Source organism: Bacillus sp. TE8-1 (assembly GCF_008368855.1).
GTDB classification, from domain to species: domain Bacteria; phylum Bacillota; class Bacilli; order Bacillales; family Bacillaceae_G; genus Bacillus_A; species Bacillus_A cereus.
The window spans coordinates 26165-47984 of sequence record NZ_QPET01000014.1 but is presented as its reverse complement, the minus strand read 5'-3'; the positions used below and the strand labels follow the sequence as shown (position 1 = coordinate 47984).

The following is a 21820-nucleotide window of genomic DNA, read 5'->3' as shown; positions in this document are numbered from 1 at the left end:
AAGCTGCGCCTCTTATAAATTGAAACTTTAATCAACAGGGGTCTTACTCCCCAGCAAATAGCAAGATAAAACAAAAACTCCTGATTTCTCAGGAGCTCACTTATATAAATTCTACTATTATTCTTTTTCTAAATGAATATGCTTCACATTTTCAATCGGTTGACCGAACCATTTTGATGCAATTTCTTTAAACAAGCCTATTTTTCCTGTTGTTAAGAAGAGATGATCGCTTTGTTCTTCTCCTTCATTCAACATTTTACTATGATATAAGATTGTACTTACTTCACGTGCTGTTTCATCACCAGAACTAATTAGTTGCACTTTATCTCCCATTACTTTTTTAATAACAGGTCCTAAAATCGGATAATGTGTACACCCCAATATAAGTGTATCAATATCGGTACTTTTCAGTGGTTGCAACGTTTCTCTTACAACTTCATACGCCATTTCACTTTCGAAATTCCCACTCTCTACAAGTTCAACGAAAGGTGGACAAGCTAAACTTTCTACCATAACACGGTTATTAATAGACTTTAACGCCTCTTCGTATGCACCACTTTTCACCGTTCCAATCGTTCCAATAATCCCAACGTGATACGTGTTTGTCACTTTTAAAGCTGTACGTGATCCTGGGTGAATAACTCCTACTACTGGAATTGGTAATTGTTTTTGCATCTCTTCTAATACAACTGCAGTTGCTGTATTACACGCAATAACTAACATTTTAATATTTAAATCTAGTAAATGCTCTGTCATTTCCCACGTAAATTGACGTACTTCTTCTCGAGAACGTGGACCATAAGGACAACGTGCTGTATCTCCTAAATATATGATACGCTCTTTCGGCAACTGACGAATTAATTCCTTCGCTACTGTTAAACCGCCAACTCCTGAATCGATAACACCGATTGCTCTATTCAACTTCATCACCCGTTTTCTCATTCATCATCTTTTATGTTTATCATTATATTTTACACACTTTAAGTTCGCTCACTTCAAATGCTTCTGTATGAAAATTTTCATTTTCCCATGTATAGACTAGGACCTTTTTTATTTTGCTCCTTTTTTTCGTAATTTGCAAGATAGAAAAATAACCGACCTTCTATAAGAAAGTCGGTTTCTTCTATATAAAGTGCATATTCATTGCTCCATCTTTTTTTGAAAAGAAGACATTCCCATTAATAAGAAGAAATGAGCAGCAATTAAAATGACAATCAAAATAAAATTCAATCGATAACTATTTGTAGATTCCATAATTTTGCTCGCTACAGCTGGTCCAAATGCCATACCGAAAAAGTTAATTAAATTATATAAACCAAGACCGACTCCAACTTTAGCTGGATTTAATGTTTTCGGGATAAATGTGTTTAATGATACTTGAATTGCCGAATAACTCATAAATGTTAAAATAACCGCAAATAAAATAAAGAGTAAGTTCCCGTCCGGAATAATCCCTAAAATTAAAAAGCCAATGATCATAACTACAGAAGCTACATACATCATCTTCACATTCCCAAACGAAGGAATAATCTTTCCGGTAATAAAACTAGATACAATACCAAAGAGAGATGCAATAAACAATACAATTCCAATAACGAATGGAGACAATCCATGTCCTCTTCCTAACAGTAATGGTAATAATAATAAACTAGCACATAACGCCACATTAATGATAAATCCGACCGCTATTAAACGAAGTAATGGTTTATTTGTAAATAACTCAATATCAATAAACGGCGACTCCGTTCTCTTCATATGAGCCTTAAATAAAAATAGAAAAACAACAGATAACACAAAAAGCCAACTATTAATATTAACTCCTAATAAAATGGTCGTAATCAATACAAATAATAAAACTGCTCCAATGAAATCAAAGCGAAACACTTCATCTGTATGTCGCGCCCCTTCTGGCATAAATTTTACGAGTAAGAAAATACCAATCATTGAAATAACCATAAATAAAAATAAATACGGCCACCCTAACGTATTTGTAATTGCCCCACCTACTAAAGGTCCAATACCAACCGCTAATGCAATAGAAGAACTAATCATTGCTAACGCACCTGGTTTTTTAGCTGGAGCAACTAATTTCGCCACCGCAATCATACTAAGCGCAATAAACGCTGCTCCGCCGCTCGCCTGCACTAACCTTGCGAAAATGATAATTTCATAAGATTGATTCACAAATCCAACAATAGAACCAGCTACAAATATGATAATAGAAATAATTAATAGTCTTTTTACACTGTAACGATCAGCCAGCTTTCCATACATTATCGAACCAATACCGACAACTAAGGAATACCCTACTACAACCCAGCTTACTTTCGATTGACTAATTGATAAATCATTGGCAATATCCTCTAGCGCTACATTAAATAACACAGCGTTCATCGGTCCTAACAAAACAATAAAACATAATGTAAAAACAAACCATTTCGAATGGTTTCTTATATCTTTCCCCATGTGTAACACTCTCCTGATTGCAATTTTAAAACTGTCAAACTATAGATAAAAAAATGAAGTTATTTAAATGTTGTATCACCACTAAATAACTTCATTAAATGTGTAAAAGTTGCTAATTTATCGCGCGATAAAGTGAAACTTTAATCAGTGAGGTTTGTGTTCATCCCCCACTGATTATTAGCCCTCACCAATCGGGCTTTTACGGGCAGCCCAACCCCCACCTAACTTCTTTGCTTCCGCTGAATTTTGAGATGGGGGTCTTACTGCCCGTTAATGCGGGGTAAATTGAATTCGAAACGAAACACGTATGTTGTTCGATATTCATGGAACTATCATAGTTTCAGCATTACAGTTTGTCAATGAAAAATATACAAAGTAAACTAATTAAGCCTTTTTAGTTTACTTTGTTCAAAAGTTATTATACACTAATTTCGAAGCCGATATAAGGAGGACTGGCATGATTATTCAAATTTACATTTTTTAACTTAATAAAATGAAACGCATACAGAACTTTTATATATGAAGAGACATTATAGGAGGATTATGATGAAGAGAAAAATGTTAGTTGTATTAACAAGCGTAGAAAAATATCCAAATTTAAATAGGGCTACCGGACTTTGGCTTGGTGAAGCTGTACATTTCGTAAAAAAAGTAGAAGAAGCGGGTTACGAAGTTGATTACGTCAGTCCACAAGGCGGTTATACACCAATTGATCCACATAGTTTAGCAATGGCGGAGAGCATCGATTGGGAATGGTATCAAAAGAAAGAGTTTATGAATCGCCTCGGTTCTACAATGAAACCAAGTGAAGTGAATCCAGAAGACTACGCTGTTATTTATTACGCAGGTGGCCACGGGGTTATTTGGGACTTCCCAGAAAATAAAGAACTTCAAAATATTAGCCGCAATATTTATGAAAACGGCGGAATTGTTTCTTCCGTTTGTCATGGAGCTGCTGGTTTATTTCATATTACATTAAGCAATGGGGATCGTTTAATTAGCGGTAAGAAGGTAACAGGCTTTTCAAATGAAGAAGAAAAATTAGCTGAATTAGATCAATTCGTTCCATTTTTAACAGAAGATGAACTCATTAAAAATGGAGGACTTTACGAAAAAGCCGCGCAACCGTGGGAAGCTTATGCTCTAGAAGATAATCGTGTTATCACTGGTCAAAACCCAGCTTCAGGTGGTCCAGTAGCCGAATTAGTATTAAAGCAGTTGCAAAAATAATATGTACTAAAAAAGCAGATTCTCCTCTATTAAGGGAGATCTGCTTTTTTACGAAATCATTTGCAAAATAGCAATAACTTCTTTTTCAATTTCAGAATCATCAATTGCTTCTATATACTCTGGTTTAAAAAGTTGATACTTCTTTAATTGATAAAAATCAAGTATCGCTTTCTTTAACGTAATATCGTACTGAATACAAAAAGAATGATCTATAATACGTCTTAACATCACATCATCTTGTACCATAAATAATTGTGCATTCATTTTATTAAAATAACCTTGTTCCATACCCGCTTCAAAAAACATTTGCAAATTATGATTACGATTTTGTTGGGCAGCGACTAATTGATCCGACAAATGCGGATATGCTTCTTTCAAATCTTGCAAAAAAACATCCGAAATATATGTCACACATTTTAAAGAATGGATAAACGTCTTTTGGAAACGTTCTGTAAATGACATACTTTCATCTTGATTATCCGCATCACCTTCGAGTAGATAGTTCATGAAATCCTCTACTACCGCCTCAATAATTTCATCTTTCGAAGAAAAACGTTTATATAAAGTAGCTTTACTAATATCCATATATTTCGCAATTTCATCTATTTTCAATTGGCTAAAACTTGTCTTTCTAATAATGGGCTTTATTTTATTAATATAAGTATTTGCACATGCGACTTTTCTCATTTAAAAGAGCCTCCCCTTTTGTCCATACAAAATAGTATAGCAAATTCACGAATGATTATAAATGAAGTTATTATACTCATTATGCCTTTTTAGTTTATTACATTTTCATATACTATACATAAAAAACTATAATCAATTATTACCAACTGGACGGTTACAAACCAATTTTGAGGCGGGAATTTTAGAATAAAGTGAAACTTTAATCAGTGGGAGTTTTGTTCATCCCCCACTGATTATTAGCCCTCACCAATCGCGGTCCTACTACCTGGAAAATAGAGGGATAAAAATACCCACTACCTTTGTTAGTAGCGGGTACTTTTTCTATAATTTATTTACAGCCCTTTTTATAGCCTTACCTATTTCCACGCTAGACTGTGGATTTTGTCCTGTAATTAAATGACCATCTACTACTACATGCGACGTAAAATTGGGGGCTACATAAAATAAAGCTCCTTCTTCTTTCAACTTACTTTCTAGCAAAAACGGAACGCGCTTTTCTAAATGTACAGCTCTTTCTTCATCGTTTGTATAACCTGTTATACGCTTACCCGCAACAAAAAACGAGCCATCCTTATTTTTCACACCGACTAAAGAGCTTACTCCGTGACAAACAGCCGCTACAATCCGGTTATTGTTATACATATTCTCAATCAAATTTGCTACATATGGATTACCTGGAAAATCTACAATCGCCCCGTGCCCACCACCAAATAAAACCGCATCATAATCCGAAAAATGAACATTTGAAATCGGCCTCGTATTTTGCAATAAAGAAGCTACATGCTTGAATTCGCGAGGTATACCATTCGGAATAGACACTCTATCTATAGGTACTCTCCCGCCTTTTATTGACACAATATCAACATCAAACTTAGCCTTTTTTAATACATGATAAGGAGCTGCGAGCTCTTCAAGCCACAAACCAGTCGGGTGTCCATTCATATCATGAGCACTTGTTGAAACTAACAGTATCCTTTTCAACATATCCCCTCCTTATTACCTATTTATGTATGAAACGTTTTTATCATTCATATAGCAAGTGAAGCAAACAAAAAAATAGCCGACTTTTATATAAAAGTCGGCTGCTTTCTTATAATTCGAGCTCTCCCATACGAAGAAGCTCCACAACTGCTTGTGAACGTCCTTTAACCCCTAGCTTTTGCATTGCGTTTGAGATGTGGTTGCGAACTGTCTTTTCACTTATAAAAAGTTCACCTGCAATTTCCTTCGTTGTTTTATCTTGAACCAGCAATTCAAATACTTCTCTCTCTCTCTTTGTGAGTAAAGGTTTAGATTGATACGCTTTTTCCTTCAACTGGTATAACCCTCCTTGCTTAAGCCAGAGCTGTGTATGTGTAAGTTGGGTGTTTATTTAGTCAAGATATTGTATGAACGAAATGTGCAGGTGGTGAATGAAAATGGGCTTTATTTCCTATGTTATTTTAGACTTTTATACAGTGCGTACACTCTTTTTATCCACTTACTTTCCAACGCGCCATATTTGTTCTAGCAATATACTTACAACCGTACCTACGAATAAACCATTACCGAATATATATTGCATAACAGACGGCAAGGATTGGAGTACTCCAGACGGTAAAAACATAACGCCGCTGCCAAATAATACTGCAACGCCTAAAATCGTCACATTCCTTTCACTCATCGGCACTTGTTTTATATTATTAAATCCAATTCCAATTAACTGTACGAACGAAGCCATTAAAACAGCCGATGCGACAGCTGATGGTAAAGATGCTAAGTAACGAATAATACTTGGAAAAAGAGACATTACGACTAGTAACGCACATGCCATTAAGAACGATCGTATATACTTTTGTTTTGTTAAACGTATAAATCCTGCCGTTGCTGGTAACGGAACGACACCTACAGTTGAAAATACAGAAGAGATGATATGCGAAATCCCTCCAACCCATGTTCCATCTTTCAACTGTTTTTGTTCAATAGTCGCTTTATGAATAGTTGCTTGATTAATTGCTATAATAGCTGCCACCGTATTCGAAACTAAAATACATACCATAACAAAACTTGATACAGCCATACCTGTATTCCATTTTGGAAGTCCCCAAGCAAATATATGTGGAAGTTGCACAAAATGAGTTACTTGAGATGGGATTGTCACTTTTCCTGCAATGAGAAAAATAACCCACCCACTAATTAATCCTATTAAAACTGCATAACTTTTGACAAAGCCTTTTCCAAAATTAGATAGTATAATAACGAACAGAAATATACTAAACGCGATCATTGCTGTAAATCCGTCGATTTGAGAAATAGTAGCTGTAATTCCTAACATTCCTTTTAAAAATACACCACTTAATTGTAAACATAATAAAAGTAAAAACGTCCCTGTCACAAGCGGCGTAAATAAAAATAAAATACGTCCTATAAAACCAGTTACTCCTAATCCTATTAGAATAACACCGGAGATTATCATTCCTAATTCTAAAATTTGCAGTGTACTATGTAATTGATCTTGTCCGGCCGTTGCATAAGCAAGTACGGTAAATACACCAACCCAAGATCCAGCCGGCCCATCCGCAATTGGCAGTCTATGCCCAAGCCATCCTTGTAAAAAAGAAGATATACCAACTACAAAAAACGTACGCTGCATTAAATAAAATATTTCTTCCGTCGTAAGATGAAATAATCCGCCAACGACAATTGGTAGTGCGATTGAATTTGCTAATAAAAATATAAACCATTGTAAAGTTCCCATAATATGATTTTGGTTATGTTGATTGTCCAATTTTTTCATCCCTTCTAGCTTTCCTATAAAAATATATTGTAAGAATAAAAAAGAAGAGTTCTATACTCACCATTAGAACCCTCCTCAAAATATTTAAACGATTCTTCTACACAAGATTATTTAATTCCACCTCATTTAAACTTCCAACAACAATATTTCCTTTATACACGACTAAACGTTTTTCTGTTTGACGTGCTACTGCTTCAGCAGCGCATGTCGCATTCGTCAAAACAAAGCTCGCTTCATCCCCTACATTCGGCCATACTCGTTTCCCTTCCTTATTTAACGTTTCTTTTCCTCCTGTAATAAAGCGGAGTGCTTTTCCTAAAGACCTTTCGTCACTCCACCCAAAACGCTCTGCTAATCGATTCGCCTTTTGAAGCATATCACCTGTTCCAAACGGTGACCAATGATCTGTAATGCTATCATTGCCTAATGAAACCTTAACACCTTTTTTATCTAATAACGGAATTGGGATTACTTGTTTACCAATTGGCACTGTTGAAGTAATATCAATATTTACATTTGCGAGTCTTTCTGCCACTTCTTCAGCCTCTTTATCAGTAACACCACCAAGTCCAAGTGCATGACTGATCGTTACACGGCCTTGCCATCCTGCTTCTTCTGTTAAACTTGCCAATCTCTTCATCGTAAACGTTCCAAGATTATTCGCATCGTGCAAATGAATATCAACATCCGCATTAAATTCGACTGCGATATCTATAATTGTATGTAATGACTTTTCAATGTCATTATCCACTGTAGCTGGATCTACTCCTCCGACTAGATGAGCACCCATACGCATCGCATCTTTCACGAGTTGCACAGAATTACTGCGCAATAATCCATGTTGCGGAAACGCAACAATTCTACTAGATACTCGATTTTTATATGTTTCTAATGCCGCTAACGTCGCCTCCAAATTACCAAGCCCAATAATTGGATCAACATTACAATGCGTTCTAATATTCGTTGCACCATTTTGCAGTAGTAACTCTAGCATATTTTCCGCTCTATTTTGGGCAGTCGCTAATTGCTTTGGTAAAATTTTTTCTTCTTCATTAAAACGTGTAAAAATACTTTCTGCTGGCATACAAGCTTTCCATGGGCCACTATAATATGTTTTATCAATGTGAATGTGCATCTCTTTGAAAGCTGGCAACATTAATAAGTTCTTAGCATCAAAAGTTACTATATCTTCCTCTTGAACAATCCCTTTTATAATTTTTTTAATTCGACCATCTTCAATAAGTAAACTGCATAATTCTGTTTCTGTTTGTGAAATTCTCTCTTCTTCATATGTATATCCTGATTCAAGCATTACGTTAGTCAACCAATATACTGTCATCTCTATTTCCCCACCCTTTATTAAAAATCACCTCATAACTACAAGTTTAATATCCACTGAAAATTAAGACAATTAATACGATCACTTCTCACAAAAAAATGTAATACAACCCCATAGTCTTCTCATAAATTTCCATATAGAATAAAAGTATGCAGTTTGATATAAAAAGGAGTTGATTGGAATATGTCAAAAAAGTTATGTAAATCCGAAACTGATAAAATGCTATTTGGTATATGTGGTGGTTTAGGAGAATATTTTGATATTAGCTCTACTCTTATTCGTATCATTTGGATTATTGCTGTTTTATGTTTTGGGACAGGATTTTTAGTTTATTTCATTTGTTTATTACTTATGCCACGTTCGTACTAACGGCATTATTTCACATACTTAAGAAGAGCAAATCACCTATAGAATCCTATAGGTGATTTTTTCATGAAGAATATTTCATCGTTAAATGTAATACCGCCACTTCTTTTTCTTCATTTTTATAAATATGCTTCTTATTCGCTTCAAATTGAATGGAATCAAACTCATTTAATTCGTATACATCATTCTCCACTTGAATAGACACTTTCCCTTTCATTACCGTTACAAGCTCAATCGCACCTTCATGATGAGCTTCTGGCTCATATATACTATTTGATCGTAAACAAGCACGGTGCATTTCCATCCCTGTTTCTTTCGTATAACGGAACATCGTTTCTAAATGCCACGCTTGTCCTTCATCTACTGCAAATCCTTCTCCACAGCGCGCAACAGCTACAGGTTCTCCAACAACCATTAATCTGGATAAAGGAATTGATAACCCTTTCGTTATTTTCCAAATGACAGCTAGTGTCGGATTTGTTTCCCCTCTTTCGATCTTTCCTAATGTTAATTTACTAACTCCTGTTTTATGGGCTAATTCTTCTAAACTTAATTTCTGTTCATTTCGAATTTGTCTCAATAACTGTCCAACTTGTTGAATGACTTCTTTCGTTTGCATATCTTCATTTTCTTTCATATATAAAACCACCTCAAAGTATAAAATAGTTTACTTTTAATAATTAAAAGTATATCATACTATACATAATTATTTATTTTCGAAAGGAGTGCTATACTTCATGCGCGCAATTTTATTAGGTCTTTTATCATCGGCCTTTTTTTCTGCAACCTTTATTATTAATAGAGCAATGAATGTATCTGGAACGAGCTGGGCTTGGACAGCTTCCTTCCGTTTTTTATTTGCTCTTCCTATTTTATTCCTTATCGTTTTATTTCGCAAAAACTTTAGGGAATTATGGGAAGAGTTAAAAAAACATCCATTGGCATGGATCGGATGGGGTTCTGTTGCCGGTATTGGTTTTTATTCTTTATTAAGTTTCGCAGCTGTCTTTTCTCCAGCTTGGCTCGTTGCTGGAACTTGGCAAGTTACGATTTTAGCCGGTTTACTACTATCACCACTATTTTTCGTGAAAATAGAAACAAAATCAGGTACGAAACTTGTACGCGGAAAAATTCCACTTCGTAGCTTATATGTTGCATTATTTATTTTACTTGGTGTAATTTGTATGCAAGCAACTGCCGCAGGCCATATTACAATGACTCAGTTCATTTCAGGTTTTTTACCTGTCGTATTAGCCGCTTTCTTATATCCGTTCGGTAACCGAAAAATGATGGAGCTTGTTGGTGGACGCCTTGATACGTTCCAACGTGTATTAGGAATGGCAATTGGAAGTCTTCCTATAACAATCTTGCTTGGTATATACGGATTTTCTACTACTGGCATTCCAACATCCAACCAAATGCTTCAAGGATTTTTGTTAGCGTTATGTTCCGGCGTTATTGCAACGATGACATTTTTCTTTGCTACTGACTTAGCAAAAGATAACCTCGCTCTACTTGGAGCTGTTGAAGCAACACAAGCTGGAACGATGGTCTTTACCGTACTTGGAGAAATCATTTTCTTAAATGGTTCACTCCCTGAAGGACTTTCTCTCATCGGAATGATTATTATCATGTTAGGAATGGTTGCAAATAGTATTTTAAACCGTTCTGTTCCAGTCGTTAAACAGAAAAAATCGGCATAAAAAAAGGGTATGGTTCTATAGAGATGAACCATACTCTTTTTTATTGTCCCCCTATTTCGCCTTATCAGAATAGTATTTCATTGGCTGTTTATACTAAAACTTATGTTATAATACGTTTCATGCGCATTAATAGGAGGTAAATTATGTTAAAAAAAGCAATCGCTGAATTTATTGGTACATTTGTACTTGTATTATTCGGAACTGGAGTAGCTGTCACTGGCGGCGGAATTGAAGGAATTGGAACATTAGGAATCGCTATGGCTTTCGGTCTATCTATTGTAGCTATGGCATATAGCATCGGAACAATTTCTGGATGTCACATTAACCCAGCAGTATCAGTAGCTATGTTCATCAACAAACGAATGAACGCTATGGAACTTTGTTATTATGTATTAGCTCAAATTTTAGGTGGTTTATTAGGAACTGCAACGTTAGTAACAATTTTAAAATCTGCTAAAACACCTTTAGATAATTTAGGACAAAATGGTTTCGGACCTCTTGGTTTATCTGGAGCATTTTTAGTTGAGTTCATTTTAACTTTCGTATTTATTTTAGTTATCGTTGCTGTAACAGGTAAAAAAGGAAGTTCTTCTTTAGCTGGACTAGTAATTGGTTTCACATTAGTTTTAATTCACTTATTAGGAATTCCGTTAACTGGAACATCTGTTAACCCAGCTCGTAGTATCGCACCAGCTTTATTTGTTGGTGGAGAAGCACTTTCTCAACTATGGGTATTCATCGTAGCACCAATTCTTGGTGGTATCTTTGCAGCTATCGTAGGTAAATTCATTTTAAATACTGAAAAATAGAATTTTCAATATTTCTGAATAAAAAAATGCGAGCCCTCATTATGAGGAAGCTCGCTTTTTTTATTCTTTCATTTTAGACTTTAAATTTGTAACTAATTGATCTACCGTTACATTTGCAAGTACGTTTTCCATCGCTTCTTGCGCTTGCATTAAAATAATTTCTAATACTGATTGAATATTAGCTCCTACTGGACATTCAATGTTGGGATTTTCATGGAAGGAAAATAGTTGTCCTTCTTCTACAACTTCCACTGCTTTATATACATCAAGTAATGTAATTTCTTCTAAATCTCGAGCAAGTGTCGTACCACCTTTACCAGCTTGTACATCAACAAGCCCTGCTCTCTTCAACATTCCTGTAATGCGACGAATCACAACTGGATTTGTATTCACACTACCGGCAATCCATTCAGAGGTACAGCGAGAGTTTCGATCTATCGCAAGTAATGTCAGCATATGAACACCTACTGTAAAACGACTACTAATCCCCATCTGCACACCCTCCTTTTTATTCATTCTATTAAAAGACGACTCTTATTATTATATACTATTTTTAATTTATACATAAAGAAAAAGCATGATTTCAATAGGAAATCATGCTTTTCTCTCATTATTGACGCTTTATAAATTTCGCTAAATCTTTAAATTTCACTTTATCTGAGTAATTCATTACGCCGTTTACGTAAATGCGGCTTGTAACAGCATTTAATACCGCAATTGTCGCCAATAAGACTGCTAATGTTATCGTAATTTCTAGCATACCTGCTTCACCAGCTACAATACGTGAGAAGGTAACCATCGGTGTAAAAAATGGAACGTAAGAACTTACAACAACGATAGTACTATTTGGATCACTTAATGATTTAATACTAATAAAGAATGCAGCCATAATTAAAATCATTACCGGGAAAGATACAGCTTGTAAATCCTCCGTCTTAGACACGACAGCTCCAGCAGCAGCATACATCATCGCATAAAGTAAATATCCCGTAATGAAATAAACAAGAAACATGCTGATAACCTTTGCATCTAATTTCGTAAAGTCAATTGGAATACCAAATAGTGAGGCACTTTCTAAATCGACCCAGCCTAACAAATATGGAATAAGATAACCACACGCCAATATGACAAGTTGCAATAACGCCGTTGAAACAACCGCTAAAATTTTCGCATACATCATCGTAAGAGGCTTCACTTTCGGAAGCATTACTTCCATTACACGTGACGCCTTTTCAGATGCAATATTCATTGCGATTGTATTTCCGAACGCTACAATAAACATATATAAAGCAAATGTAAAGAAATAGGCAATTCCGAAAGAAGATGTACGATCTTTTATCGCTTCTTGCTTTACTTGAATTTCTGTTTGTAATTGCTGTGCAATTTCTGGTGAAACATTATTTTTGGCAATCGTCACCATCGTATATTGTTGCTTTAAATATCCTGCCATAATTGCAGAAGTTGCTTGGCTTGGAAATCCATTATACATATATGTAATCGATGGAGCCCCACCCTTTTCCGTCACATGGAATAGACCATCTAAATCGCCTTCTTCTACTTGCTTATGCAGTTTATCAAAATCATCCTTTGAACCAATTGTTATTTTTGCTGATGGCAATAGCTTATTTAGCTCATCTTTTTGTACTTTATATGTGGAACTCTCTACTACAACTGCAATTTTATCTTTATCCTTATTTTTATCATCGCCTGAAGTAAAATGATTAAATGCAAAAATCCCAAACACAACTAAAAATAAAATCGCACTCGTAATTAATGATTTCTTAGATAAAAACGCTTCCCTAAAATAAAATGAAAATACGTGAGAAAATTTACGCATCGTTATTTCGCCCTCTCTACAAAGATTTCGTTTAACGTCGGCTCTAACATTTTGAATTGTCGTAAGCTAACACCTTGCTCTTGCAACTGTTGCAAAATCTTGAGAGCTTCCGCATCGTCTTGTACTTTCACATAAAGAAGGCCTTGTTGTTTTTCATACGATACATGTATAGCTTCTAATCCCTTTTCATTCTCTACTGTATCTTCAATCGTTAAATTACGGAAACCGTATTCTTTCTTAATATCACTTAGCTGTCCTTTTACGACTGCTTCACCTTTTTTCAAAATACATACATGTTGGCAAAAAGCCTCTACTTGTTCCATACGATGACTTGATAAAATAATCGTCTTTCCGCTCTGTACTTGTTCTTCAATAATACTAGCTAGCATCCCAGCATTAACTGGATCAAGGCCGCTGAATGGTTCATCTAAAATGAGAAGTTCCGGATTATGAAGAAGAGCAGCAATTAATTGTATTTTTTGCTGATTCCCTTTTGAAAGCTCTCCAGCCGTTTTAAATTTATATTCTGGTATCGCTAAACGCTCTAACCAGTGATCAATAGCGTGATCCACTTCTTTCTTCGACATTCCTTCTAATCTACCAAAATATCGCAGCTGATCTATTACTCTACTTTTTGTATATAAACCTCTTTCTTCTGGTAAATACCCAATTGTTACACCACTATTTCCAAATGCTTTTCCATCCCATGTAATCGAACCTTCATTAGGCGTTAATAATCCGAGAAGCATTTTGATTGTTGTTGTTTTCCCTGCACCATTTCGTCCAAGTAACCCTAGTACTTCACCTTTTGGTAACGAAATTTGCAAACCGTTAACTGCTTTTGATTCCCCAAATTGTTTCGTTAAGTTTTGAATTTGTAAACTCAAGTATAAAGCCTCCCCTTTAGTATCATTCGTACTCTCTTTCAAAGACTATGTTTATTCAAGACAAAATATAGCACCACGCTTCATCCTCTTATATGTAAACATCGTCATGAATCCATCATTTGTTCTATTTAGTTAAAATTGTAAATAACAAAGTTCTTTTTGTCAATTATAATTGTCATTACGACAATAAAACTTGTCAAAACAACTATTATTATTTTGCTCATCTTTCTAATATAGGACATACTACTATATATACAAAAGACAATATGCAAATGTTCATATAAAAATATTATATTTTAATATATAATATAAAATGATTTTCTAACATCAAGGAGGATACATATGAAGATGAAGAGGGGCATTACCACTTTATTATCTGTAGCGGTTCTATCTACATCACTTGTAGCATGTTCAGGAACACCAGAGAAAACAGTGGCGAAAGAAGAGAAAGTAAAATTAACAGAACAACAATTAATGGCTGATTTATGGTATCAAACAGCCGGTGAAACGAAAGCACTTTACTACCAAGGGTACAACATTGGTCAATTAAAGCTTGATGCAATTCTTGCAAAAGGGACAGAGAAAAAACCTGCTATCGTGCTTGATTTAGACGAAACTGTTTTAGATAACAGTCCTCATCAGGCAATGAGCGTAAAAACAGGCAAAGGCTATCCTTACAAATGGGATGATTGGATTAACAAAGCTGAAGCTGAAGCCCTTCCAGGCGCAATTGATTTCTTAAAATATACAGAGTCTAAAGGTGTAGATATTTACTACATCTCAAATCGTAAAACGAATCAACTAGATGCAACAATTAAAAATCTTGAGCGTGTAGGTGCTCCTCAAGCAACGAAAGAACATATATTACTACAAGATCCGAAAGAAAAAGGAAAAGAAAAACGCCGTGAACTCGTTTCTCAAACCCATGATATTGTCTTATTCTTCGGTGATAACTTATCTGATTTCACAGGTTTTGATGGAAAATCTGTAAAAGATCGTAACCAAACAGTAGCAGATTCAAAAGCACAATTTGGTGAGAAGTTCATTATTTTCCCGAATCCAATGTATGGCGATTGGGAAGGCGCTTTATATGATTATGATTTCAAAAAATCAGATGCAGAAAAAGATAAAATCCGTCGCGACAACTTAAAATCATTTGATGTAAAATAAAAGAGGATGGCATTCGCCATCCTCTTTTATTTTACTTTCTCTGTTAAAGGCAAGATAAATACTTCCACACGTCTATTCTTTGCCTTTCCTTCTTGTGTATCGTTTGGAGCAATTGAACGATATTCTCCGTATCCAATCGCACTAAATTTTTCTGGTTGTAATTCTTTATTTTGCAGTAATACTTGCATAAAATTAACTGCCCGCTGCGTACTTAATTCCCAATTCGACGCAAACTGCGCATTGGCAATAGGGACATTATCCGTATGACCCGATACTGTAATTTCACGAGGTGACGCTGAAACAAGTAAGCTAGACATCTCTTTTGCAATCCCTAAAGATTCTAATTTCACATCTGCTTTCCCCGAATCAAACAGTATATTTTCTAATATTGTCACCATTAATCCCTTTTCAGTTAATTTAGTTTGAAAAGAAGAAGATAATTGTTTTTCATTAATATATTGATCAATCTTTTTTTGTAATGCTTTCAATTCATCCATCTCTTTTTTTTCTTTAGCTCTAGCTTCTTCTTGTTTTTTTGCTTGTTCTGCCTCAAGGCTACTTGCTGATAATTCTTTTTCATCATTTGGCTTTTGATCACTTAAAAATTCTTTGTTACCTGTTCCCCCAGCTAATTCACTTCGAAAAGCAACTGCCATCTGTTTAAACTTCGCAGCATCTATACTACTCATTGCGAATAAAACGATAAACAATGCAAATAACAACGTTAACATATCAGAATATGGGATTAACCACGTTTCATCGATATGCTCATCATGTTTTTTCTTTTTGCCTCTTCTATTTTTCTTACTCCGCATTTTTTTCTGCTCCTTTTTCTAGCTTTTTACGCTCAGTTGCAGAAAGTGCACCTAAAATGCGGTTCTTCATAATAAACGGATATGTACCTTCTTGTAACATTAATAAACAATCAATGATTAAACGTTTTTTCTCAATTTCAGCTGAAGATTTTTGCTTTAACTTATTTGCAAATGGATGCCATAATACGTAACCTGAAAAAATACCAAAAATCGTTGCAATAAACGCACCAGAAATAGCATGACCTAACTTTTCAATATCAGTTAAATTACCAAGCGCAGCTACAAGACCGATAACAGCACCTAAAACTCCTAATGTCGGTGCATACGTACCAGCTTGTGAAAAAATAGCAGCTCCCTTTGCATGTCTTTCTTCAATTGCCTCTAATTCAGATTCCAAAATCTGCTCTAAATCTTCTGCGGATACGCCATCAATCACAAATTTCATACCGCGCAAAAGAAATTCATCTTGAATTTTGTCTAATTGTTGCTCTAAAGACAAAATACCGTATTTTCTACTTTCAGATGTCCAATGAACAAATAATTCTAGCAACTGTTCATAACTTAAATCCTTTTTATTTGAACCAAAAAGAACTTTAAATAGTTTTGGAACCCTTTTTAGTTGATTCATCGGAAATGCAATACATACTGCAGCAAATGTACCGATAAAAATAATTAATGCTGCTGCAGGATTTAATAAGGCTGTTATGTCAGCGCCCTTGACGACCATCCCTACTACCACTGCTACAAATCCTAAAATAAGTCCAATAATTGTTGCAAAATCCATTCCCATTCACTCCTAGTCTATACAAGAAGTTCTTTATTCTCGATAATCGCTACATCTTCTTATGTATATATATTACATAAAAAATGCAAATCATGAAAGATAAGAAATGAATTATATAAAAAAATACTACAAATTCACACATTTTCTGACATTTTCTTTGCATTTCTATTACGTTATGACTCTTATATTCCTTTTCCAACAAACTAGATTTATAATAAAAAAACAATACACATTTTATGAAGAAGGGACTGTGATTACAAGGCATCATGAAAAAGATAATAATTATTTCTGCCACTACTATTGTAATCGGGATCACATCTTTCGCTTACTTTGGTTCTAAAACACCACTACATAATGAAGCAAAAGCTGTCGAAAGTCAAAAGCATAATAACCATAAAAAAGAAGAGATTCCTGCTTTTCCAAAAGCTGATCATAATGCAAAGAAAATAGACAATGACTTTTCAGTTGTAACAAATCCAAAATCTAATCTTGTCTTAATTAATAAACATCGAAAACTACCAGATGGATACATTCCTGAAGACTTAACGAGACCAAATGTACCATTTATTAGTCCAAAAGATAAAGAAAAAACATTGCTGCGCAAAGATGCTGCCGAGGCACTTGAAAACATGTTCAAAGCTGCGAAAAAAGAAGGGCTTGATCTTACAGCTGTATCTGGTTATCGTTCATACAAACGCCAAAAATCGTTGCATGATACATACGTTAGACGTCAAGGAAAAGCCGAAGCTAATTCGGTAAGCGCAATTCCTGGTACAAGTGAACACCAAACGGGTTTAGCAATGGATATTAGTTCAAAATCAGCTAAATTTCAATTAGAGCCTATCTTCGGAGAGACAGCAGAAGGAAAATGGGTCGCGGAACATGCTCATGAATTCGGTTTTGTCATTCGTTACTTAGAAGATAAAACAGATACAACAGAATATGCCTATGAACCATGGCACTTACGCTACGTTGGTAATCCATACGCTACATACCTATATAAACATCACTTAACATTAGAAGAAGCGATGGAAGACAAAAAATAAGAGAGCAAATTGCTCTCTTATTTTTCTTTCACTCTATTATTGTAGTAATTTCTTCTTCCATTCTTCAGGCCATGGTTCGCCTCTTCCTGTTTTTTTCGAAGCTTGAACCATCATTCCACGACCTACTAAACAAACCTCTCCTGCTGCATTCTTCACCATATAATGTAAATCTAAAGAAGAATTCCCGACCGATCCTGCCTTTACATACACCTTCAGCTGTTCATCAAAATATATTTGCTTAATAAAATTACATTGTAAATCCGCAACAACGATCATCGTTTCTGATGATGCATGTGTCCACTCTTGCATAAATCCAAGTTCTTTAAACAACGCAATACGAGCTTCTTCAAAATAAGTAAAAGCAACGACATTATTTACATGTCCAAACATATCTACTTCACCAAAACGAACCTTTACAGGGTTGTAAAACGAAAAACCACTTTCCCATTGCTCAAAGTCTTCAATATAAGAAATCCTCTTCATTGTTATCTCTCCTTTTCACCTTGAAATAAACAGAATAAACAGAAAAATGCAGTTATAAATATTGCCTCTTCGATATGAAGAGGCAATATTTATTAATAGTTATTATCGCTACCAAAGAAATCTTTGAACGATTGAATTGTTGTATCACGGTTTAATGCCGCAATTGAAGTTGTTAAAGGAATACCCTTCGGACATGATTGCACACAGTTTTGAGAGTTACCACAGTTTGCTAGTCCTCCATCTCCCATAATTGCACGTAAGCGATCTGCTTTATGCATTTCACCCGTTGGATGTGAGTTGAATAAGCGAGCTTGTGATAACGGTGCTGGTCCAATAAAGTCAGACTTACTGTTTACGTTTGGACATGATTCTAAGCAAACACCACATGTCATACATTTTGAAAGCTCATAAGCCCATTGACGCTTTTTCTCAGGCATTCTTGGTCCTGGACCTAGGTCATACGTACCATCAATTGGAATCCACGCTTTAACGCGTTTTAGAGCATTAAACATGCGACTACGATCAACTTGTAAGTCACGTACAACCGGGAATGTCTTCATCGGTTTTAAGCGAATTGGTTGCTCTAATTGATCAATAAGTGCCGTACATGATTGACGTGGTTTTCCGTTAATCACCATCGAACATGCACCACATACTTCCTCTAAGCAGTTCATATCCCATGCAATCGGAGTTGTTTGGTTCCCTTTTGAATCAACAGGATTACGACGGATTTCCATAAGTGCTGAGATAATATTCATATTCGGACGATATGGAATTTCAAACTCTTGGTCAAACGCTTGCGCATCTGGCCCGTCTTGTCTCGTAATGATGAGGCGGATTGTTTTCTCAGACATGTTGTTTATCCCCCTTCTCTTCACCCTTAGCAGCTACATCGTGTTTTGAAGAATAATCACGTTTACGCGGTTTAATTAACGAAATATCAACGTCCTCGTAATGGAATGCTGGTGCATTTCCTTCTCCCTCAAATTTTGCCATCGTAGTTTTTAAGAAGTTTGCATCATCACGATTTGGGAATTCAGGTTTGTAATGCGCCCCACGGCTCTCATTACGGTTATATGCGCCAATTGTAATAACACGTGCTAACTCAAACATATTTGCAAGTTGGCGTGTAAATGAAGCACCTTGGTTACTCCATCTTGCTGTATCGTTAATGTTAATACGTTTGTAACGAGCCATTAATTCTTCAATTTTCGCATCTGTTTCTAATAATTTTTTATTTTCACGAACTACTGTAACGTTATCTGTCATCCATTCTCCAAGCTCTTTATGAAGAACATACGCATTTTCGTTACCATCCATCGTTAAAATATTGTTAAATTTCTCTGTTTCGATTAATTCATTTTGCTCATATACAGTAGATGAAACAGCATCAGATGATTTAGAAAGACCTTTCATATACTCAATTGCGTTTGGTCCTGCTACCATACCACCATAAATTGCTGATAATAGTGAGTTCGCACCAAGACGGTTACCACCGTGCATAGAATAATCACACTCACCTGCTGCAAATAAACCTGGAATATTTGTCATCTGTTTATAATCAACCCATAGTCCGCCCATTGAATAGTGAACAGCTGGGAAGATTTTCATCGGTAGTTTACGAGGATCATCCCCTGTAAATTTCTCATAGATTTCAATAATTCCACCTAGTTTAATATCTAGTTCTTTTGGATCTTTATGAGAAAGATCTAAGTACACCATGTTTTCACCGTTAATACCTAGTTTTTGCTCTACGCAAACATCAAAGATTTCACGCGTTGCGATGTCACGAGGTACAAGGTTTCCGTAAGCCGGATATTTTTCTTCTAAGAAGTACCATGGTTTACCATCTTTATATGTCCAAACACGTCCACCTTCACCACGTGCAGATTCACTCATAAGACGTAATTTATCGTCTCCAGGAATTGCCGTTGGGTGAATTTGAATGAACTCACCGTTTGCATAATATGCGCCTTGTTGATATACAGCAGAAGCTGCTGTACCTGTATTGATAATGGAGTTTGTTGATTTTCCGAAAATGATACCAGGGCCCCCTGTTGCCATAATCACGGCATCTGCTCCGAAACTTCTAATCTCCATAGTTTGTAAGTCTTGTGCAACGATTCCTCGGCACACACCTTCATCATCAACAACAGCTCGTAAGAAATCCCAACCTTCATATTTCGTTACAAGTCCTGCTACTTCGTGACGACGTACTTGCTCATCTAATGCGTAAAGTAATTGCTGTCCAGTTGTTGCACCAGCAAATGCTGTACGGTGATGTTGCGTTCCACCAAATCGACGGAAATCAAGAAGTCCTTCTTCCGTACGGTTGAACATAACACCCATACGGTCCATTAAATGAATGATACCAGGTGCTGCTTCACACATTGCTTTAACTGGTGGTTGGTTCGCTAAGAAGTCCCCACCATAAATTGTATCGTCAAAGTGGATCCATGGAGAATCCCCTTCACCTTTCGTATTTACGGCACCGTTAATTCCGCCCTGAGCACATACAGAATGTGAACGTTTTACTGGTACTAAAGAAAACAGTTCAACATTTACTCCTGCTTCTGCCGCTTTAATCGTTGCCATTAAGCCAGCCAAGCCACCGCCGACTACTATAAGTTTCCCTTTCATGCTCTCCCACTCCTTACTGGTTTGCTAGCTGTGGATCGATGAACGCTAATAATGCACTCACACCTACATAAGATAAACCTAAGAAAATAGCTAATGTTACATAAGTAGAGATTCTTTGTGAACGTGGAGATACTGTAATTCCCCAGCTGATGCAGAATGTCCATAGTCCATTTGCAAAGTGGAAAATTGTTGAAACAACACCAACTAAGTAGAATGTAAACATAGCTGGATTGTTTAAAATATCTGCCATCATATCATAGTTTACCTCTTTACCTAACATTGCTTGAATACGAGTTTCCCAGACGTGCCAAGAAATGAAGATCAGCGTAACGATACCTGAAATTCTTTGGAAGACGAACATCCAGTTACGGAAATAACCGTAAGAAACCGCATTGTTCTTAGCTGTAAATGCAATATATAAGCCATATATAGCATGGTACAGTATCGGTAAAAAGATGATGAAAATTTCTAGCGCATACCGGAATGGAAGGAGCTCCATAAAGCCTGCAGCTTTGTTAAAAGCCTCTGCTCCTCGTGTTGCAAAGTTGTTTACAATTAAATGTTGCGTCAAAAAGACACCAACCGGGATGACCCCCATTAATGAGTGCCACTTACGAAACGTATACTCGCGGCCTTTCATGTCCCCATTACCCCCCTTGAATGTTTGACTGCTGTTTTCAGATTAGTTTATGACAATAATGTTTTTTCACTATTGGCATAAGAAAAACTGAAAAAATTATTCGAAATATTTCAGCATAATTTGATACCAAGTTCATTTTACT

At 35.8% G+C, this 21820-nt stretch carries 23 protein-coding genes; 6 read left to right on the top strand and 17 right to left on the bottom strand.

Features of this window, described 5'->3' with window-relative positions; translation table 11 throughout:
- Nucleotides 1-117: 117 nt before the first annotated feature.
- Complete coding sequence (gene racE / locus DN404_RS12010) at nt 118-927, bottom strand: glutamate racemase (RefSeq protein ID WP_000774005.1); 810 nt, start codon at nt 925-927, stop codon at nt 118-120.
- A 213-nt stretch (nt 928-1140) separates the two neighbouring features.
- Nucleotides 1141-2466, bottom strand: a complete 1326-nt coding sequence (locus DN404_RS12005; protein WP_149215093.1) for an MFS transporter — start codon at nt 2464-2466, stop codon at nt 1141-1143.
- A gap of 546 nt (nt 2467-3012) precedes the next feature.
- Here DN404_RS12005 and DN404_RS12000 point away from each other — a divergent pair.
- Nucleotides 3013-3696, top strand: coding sequence for a type 1 glutamine amidotransferase domain-containing protein (locus DN404_RS12000; RefSeq protein ID WP_000823848.1), 684 nt, complete (start codon nt 3013-3015; stop codon nt 3694-3696).
- A 48-nt stretch (nt 3697-3744) separates the two neighbouring features.
- Here DN404_RS12000 and DN404_RS11995 read toward each other — a convergent pair whose 3' ends face one another.
- From DN404_RS11995 to DN404_RS11975, 5 genes are all read right to left on the bottom strand, one after another.
- Complete coding sequence (locus DN404_RS11995; RefSeq protein ID WP_001233006.1) at nt 3745-4383, bottom strand: TetR/AcrR family transcriptional regulator; 639 nt, start codon at nt 4381-4383, stop codon at nt 3745-3747.
- A gap of 321 nt (nt 4384-4704) precedes the next feature.
- The gene (locus DN404_RS11990) at nt 4705-5367 is read right to left on the bottom strand and encodes a type 1 glutamine amidotransferase domain-containing protein (protein ID WP_149215092.1); all 663 of its coding nucleotides are present in this window, start codon (nt 5365-5367) and stop codon (nt 4705-4707) included.
- A 106-nt stretch (nt 5368-5473) separates the two neighbouring features.
- Nucleotides 5474-5698 carry a spore germination transcription factor GerE gene (gene gerE / locus DN404_RS11985; RefSeq protein WP_000659484.1) on the bottom strand — a complete coding sequence of 75 codons (225 nt, stop codon included), beginning with the start codon at nt 5696-5698 and terminating at the stop codon, nt 5474-5476.
- Between the two features lie 165 nt (nt 5699-5863).
- Nucleotides 5864-7159: a purine/pyrimidine permease gene (locus DN404_RS11980; protein ID WP_025710198.1), complete on the bottom strand. Its 1296-nt coding sequence runs from the start codon at nt 7157-7159 to the stop codon at nt 5864-5866.
- Nucleotides 7160-7256: 97 nt separating this feature from the next.
- Nucleotides 7257-8498 carry an amidohydrolase family protein gene (locus DN404_RS11975; protein ID WP_149215091.1) on the bottom strand — a complete coding sequence of 414 codons (1242 nt, stop codon included), beginning with the start codon at nt 8496-8498 and terminating at the stop codon, nt 7257-7259.
- A 183-nt stretch (nt 8499-8681) separates the two neighbouring features.
- Between DN404_RS11975 and DN404_RS11970 the strand changes: the two genes are divergently transcribed.
- Nucleotides 8682-8867: a PspC domain-containing protein gene (locus tag DN404_RS11970; protein WP_000038409.1), complete on the top strand. Its 186-nt coding sequence runs from the start codon at nt 8682-8684 to the stop codon at nt 8865-8867.
- Nucleotides 8868-8928: 61 nt separating this feature from the next.
- Here DN404_RS11970 and DN404_RS11965 read toward each other — a convergent pair whose 3' ends face one another.
- Nucleotides 8929-9501: a helix-turn-helix domain-containing protein gene (locus tag DN404_RS11965; RefSeq protein WP_065703107.1), complete on the bottom strand. Its 573-nt coding sequence runs from the start codon at nt 9499-9501 to the stop codon at nt 8929-8931.
- 100 nt (nt 9502-9601) lie between these two features.
- On the opposite strand from DN404_RS11965, the gene DN404_RS11960 reads away from it, so the two are divergent.
- On the top strand, nt 9602-10567 hold the full coding sequence (locus DN404_RS11960) for a DMT family transporter (protein ID WP_001201624.1): 966 nt from the start codon (nt 9602-9604) through the stop codon (nt 10565-10567).
- A gap of 143 nt (nt 10568-10710) precedes the next feature.
- A complete protein-coding gene (locus DN404_RS11955) occupies nt 10711-11376 on the top strand; it encodes an aquaporin (RefSeq protein ID WP_049107093.1) in 666 nt (221 codons plus the stop codon).
- Between the two features lie 60 nt (nt 11377-11436).
- On the opposite strand, the gene DN404_RS11950 is transcribed toward DN404_RS11955, so the two are convergent.
- From DN404_RS11950 to DN404_RS11940, 3 genes are all read right to left on the bottom strand, one after another.
- Nucleotides 11437-11868 (bottom strand): Rrf2 family transcriptional regulator, encoded by a 432-nt coding sequence (locus tag DN404_RS11950; protein ID WP_000512998.1) that lies wholly within the window; start codon nt 11866-11868, stop codon nt 11437-11439.
- Between the two features lie 118 nt (nt 11869-11986).
- Complete coding sequence (locus tag DN404_RS11945) at nt 11987-13213, bottom strand: ABC transporter permease (protein ID WP_001224980.1); 1227 nt, start codon at nt 13211-13213, stop codon at nt 11987-11989.
- A 2-nt stretch (nt 13214-13215) separates the two neighbouring features.
- Nucleotides 13216-14100 (bottom strand): ABC transporter ATP-binding protein, encoded by an 885-nt coding sequence (locus DN404_RS11940; protein WP_000058117.1) that lies wholly within the window; start codon nt 14098-14100, stop codon nt 13216-13218.
- A gap of 342 nt (nt 14101-14442) precedes the next feature.
- Between DN404_RS11940 and DN404_RS11935 the strand changes: the two genes are divergently transcribed.
- A complete protein-coding gene (locus DN404_RS11935) occupies nt 14443-15270 on the top strand; it encodes a 5'-nucleotidase, lipoprotein e(P4) family (protein ID WP_000782767.1) in 828 nt (275 codons plus the stop codon).
- Between the two features lie 26 nt (nt 15271-15296).
- Here DN404_RS11935 and motB read toward each other — a convergent pair whose 3' ends face one another.
- The gene (motB, locus tag DN404_RS11930) at nt 15297-16085 is read right to left on the bottom strand and encodes a flagellar motor protein MotB (RefSeq protein WP_001256734.1); all 789 of its coding nucleotides are present in this window, start codon (nt 16083-16085) and stop codon (nt 15297-15299) included.
- Complete coding sequence (gene motA, locus DN404_RS11925; protein WP_000344853.1) at nt 16075-16869, bottom strand: flagellar motor stator protein MotA; 795 nt, start codon at nt 16867-16869, stop codon at nt 16075-16077. Before motA ends, motB begins: the two co-directional genes overlap by 11 nt.
- Before the next feature lie 266 nt (nt 16870-17135).
- Here motA and DN404_RS11920 point away from each other — a divergent pair, with 266 nt between their 5' ends.
- Entirely contained in the window at nt 17136-17915 is a 780-nt protein-coding gene (locus DN404_RS11920) for a M15 family metallopeptidase (protein WP_000720201.1), read from the top strand.
- Between the two features lie 36 nt (nt 17916-17951).
- Here DN404_RS11920 and DN404_RS11915 read toward each other — a convergent pair whose 3' ends face one another.
- The 4 genes from DN404_RS11915 to sdhC form a co-directional block, all read right to left on the bottom strand.
- Nucleotides 17952-18398: an acyl-CoA thioesterase gene (locus DN404_RS11915; protein ID WP_000822734.1), complete on the bottom strand. Its 447-nt coding sequence runs from the start codon at nt 18396-18398 to the stop codon at nt 17952-17954.
- A 92-nt stretch (nt 18399-18490) separates the two neighbouring features.
- A complete protein-coding gene (sdhB, locus tag DN404_RS11910) occupies nt 18491-19252 on the bottom strand; it encodes a succinate dehydrogenase iron-sulfur subunit (RefSeq protein ID WP_001291827.1) in 762 nt (253 codons plus the stop codon).
- Nucleotides 19245-21038, bottom strand: a complete 1794-nt coding sequence (sdhA, locus tag DN404_RS11905; RefSeq protein WP_000676750.1) for a succinate dehydrogenase flavoprotein subunit — start codon at nt 21036-21038, stop codon at nt 19245-19247. Before sdhA ends, sdhB begins: the two co-directional genes overlap by 8 nt.
- Before the next feature lie 13 nt (nt 21039-21051).
- Entirely contained in the window at nt 21052-21678 is a 627-nt protein-coding gene (gene sdhC, locus DN404_RS11900; RefSeq protein WP_000678355.1) for a succinate dehydrogenase cytochrome B558, read from the bottom strand.
- Between the last annotated feature and the right edge of the window lie 142 nt (nt 21679-21820).

What these genes read in the sequence shown, in the direction of transcription:
- racE (WP_000774005.1), bottom strand. Translation starts at nt 927, where the DNA reads ATGAAGTTGAATAGAGCAATCGGTGTTATCGATTCAGGAGTTGGCGGT.
- DN404_RS12005 (WP_149215093.1), bottom strand. Translation starts at nt 2,466, where the DNA reads ATGGGGAAAGATATAAGAAACCATTCGAAATGGTTTGTTTTTACATTA.
- DN404_RS12000 (WP_000823848.1), top strand. Translation starts at nt 3,013, where the DNA reads ATGAAGAGAAAAATGTTAGTTGTATTAACAAGCGTAGAAAAATATCCA.
- DN404_RS11995 (WP_001233006.1), bottom strand. Translation starts at nt 4,383, where the DNA reads ATGAGAAAAGTCGCATGTGCAAATACTTATATTAATAAAATAAAGCCC.
- DN404_RS11990 (WP_149215092.1), bottom strand. Translation starts at nt 5,367, where the DNA reads ATGTTGAAAAGGATACTGTTAGTTTCAACAAGTGCTCATGATATGAAT.
- DN404_RS11980 (WP_025710198.1), bottom strand. Translation starts at nt 7,159, where the DNA reads ATGAAAAAATTGGACAATCAACATAACCAAAATCATATTATGGGAACT.
- DN404_RS11975 (WP_149215091.1), bottom strand. Translation starts at nt 8,498, where the DNA reads ATGACAGTATATTGGTTGACTAACGTAATGCTTGAATCAGGATATACA.
- DN404_RS11970 (WP_000038409.1), top strand. Translation starts at nt 8,682, where the DNA reads ATGTCAAAAAAGTTATGTAAATCCGAAACTGATAAAATGCTATTTGGT.
- DN404_RS11965 (WP_065703107.1), bottom strand. Translation starts at nt 9,501, where the DNA reads ATGAAAGAAAATGAAGATATGCAAACGAAAGAAGTCATTCAACAAGTT.
- DN404_RS11960 (WP_001201624.1), top strand. Translation starts at nt 9,602, where the DNA reads ATGCGCGCAATTTTATTAGGTCTTTTATCATCGGCCTTTTTTTCTGCA.
- DN404_RS11955 (WP_049107093.1), top strand. Translation starts at nt 10,711, where the DNA reads ATGTTAAAAAAAGCAATCGCTGAATTTATTGGTACATTTGTACTTGTA.
- DN404_RS11950 (WP_000512998.1), bottom strand. Translation starts at nt 11,868, where the DNA reads ATGGGGATTAGTAGTCGTTTTACAGTAGGTGTTCATATGCTGACATTA.
- DN404_RS11945 (WP_001224980.1), bottom strand. Translation starts at nt 13,213, where the DNA reads ATGCGTAAATTTTCTCACGTATTTTCATTTTATTTTAGGGAAGCGTTT.
- DN404_RS11935 (WP_000782767.1), top strand. Translation starts at nt 14,443, where the DNA reads ATGAAGATGAAGAGGGGCATTACCACTTTATTATCTGTAGCGGTTCTA.
- motB (WP_001256734.1), bottom strand. Translation starts at nt 16,085, where the DNA reads ATGCGGAGTAAGAAAAATAGAAGAGGCAAAAAGAAAAAACATGATGAG.
- motA (WP_000344853.1), bottom strand. Translation starts at nt 16,869, where the DNA reads ATGGATTTTGCAACAATTATTGGACTTATTTTAGGATTTGTAGCAGTG.
- DN404_RS11920 (WP_000720201.1), top strand. Translation starts at nt 17,136, where the DNA reads ATGAAAAAGATAATAATTATTTCTGCCACTACTATTGTAATCGGGATC.
- DN404_RS11915 (WP_000822734.1), bottom strand. Translation starts at nt 18,398, where the DNA reads ATGAAGAGGATTTCTTATATTGAAGACTTTGAGCAATGGGAAAGTGGT.
- sdhB (WP_001291827.1), bottom strand. Translation starts at nt 19,252, where the DNA reads ATGTCTGAGAAAACAATCCGCCTCATCATTACGAGACAAGACGGGCCA.
- sdhA (WP_000676750.1), bottom strand. Translation starts at nt 21,038, where the DNA reads ATGAAAGGGAAACTTATAGTAGTCGGCGGTGGCTTGGCTGGCTTAATG.
- sdhC (WP_000678355.1), bottom strand. Translation starts at nt 21,678, where the DNA reads ATGAAAGGCCGCGAGTATACGTTTCGTAAGTGGCACTCATTAATGGGG.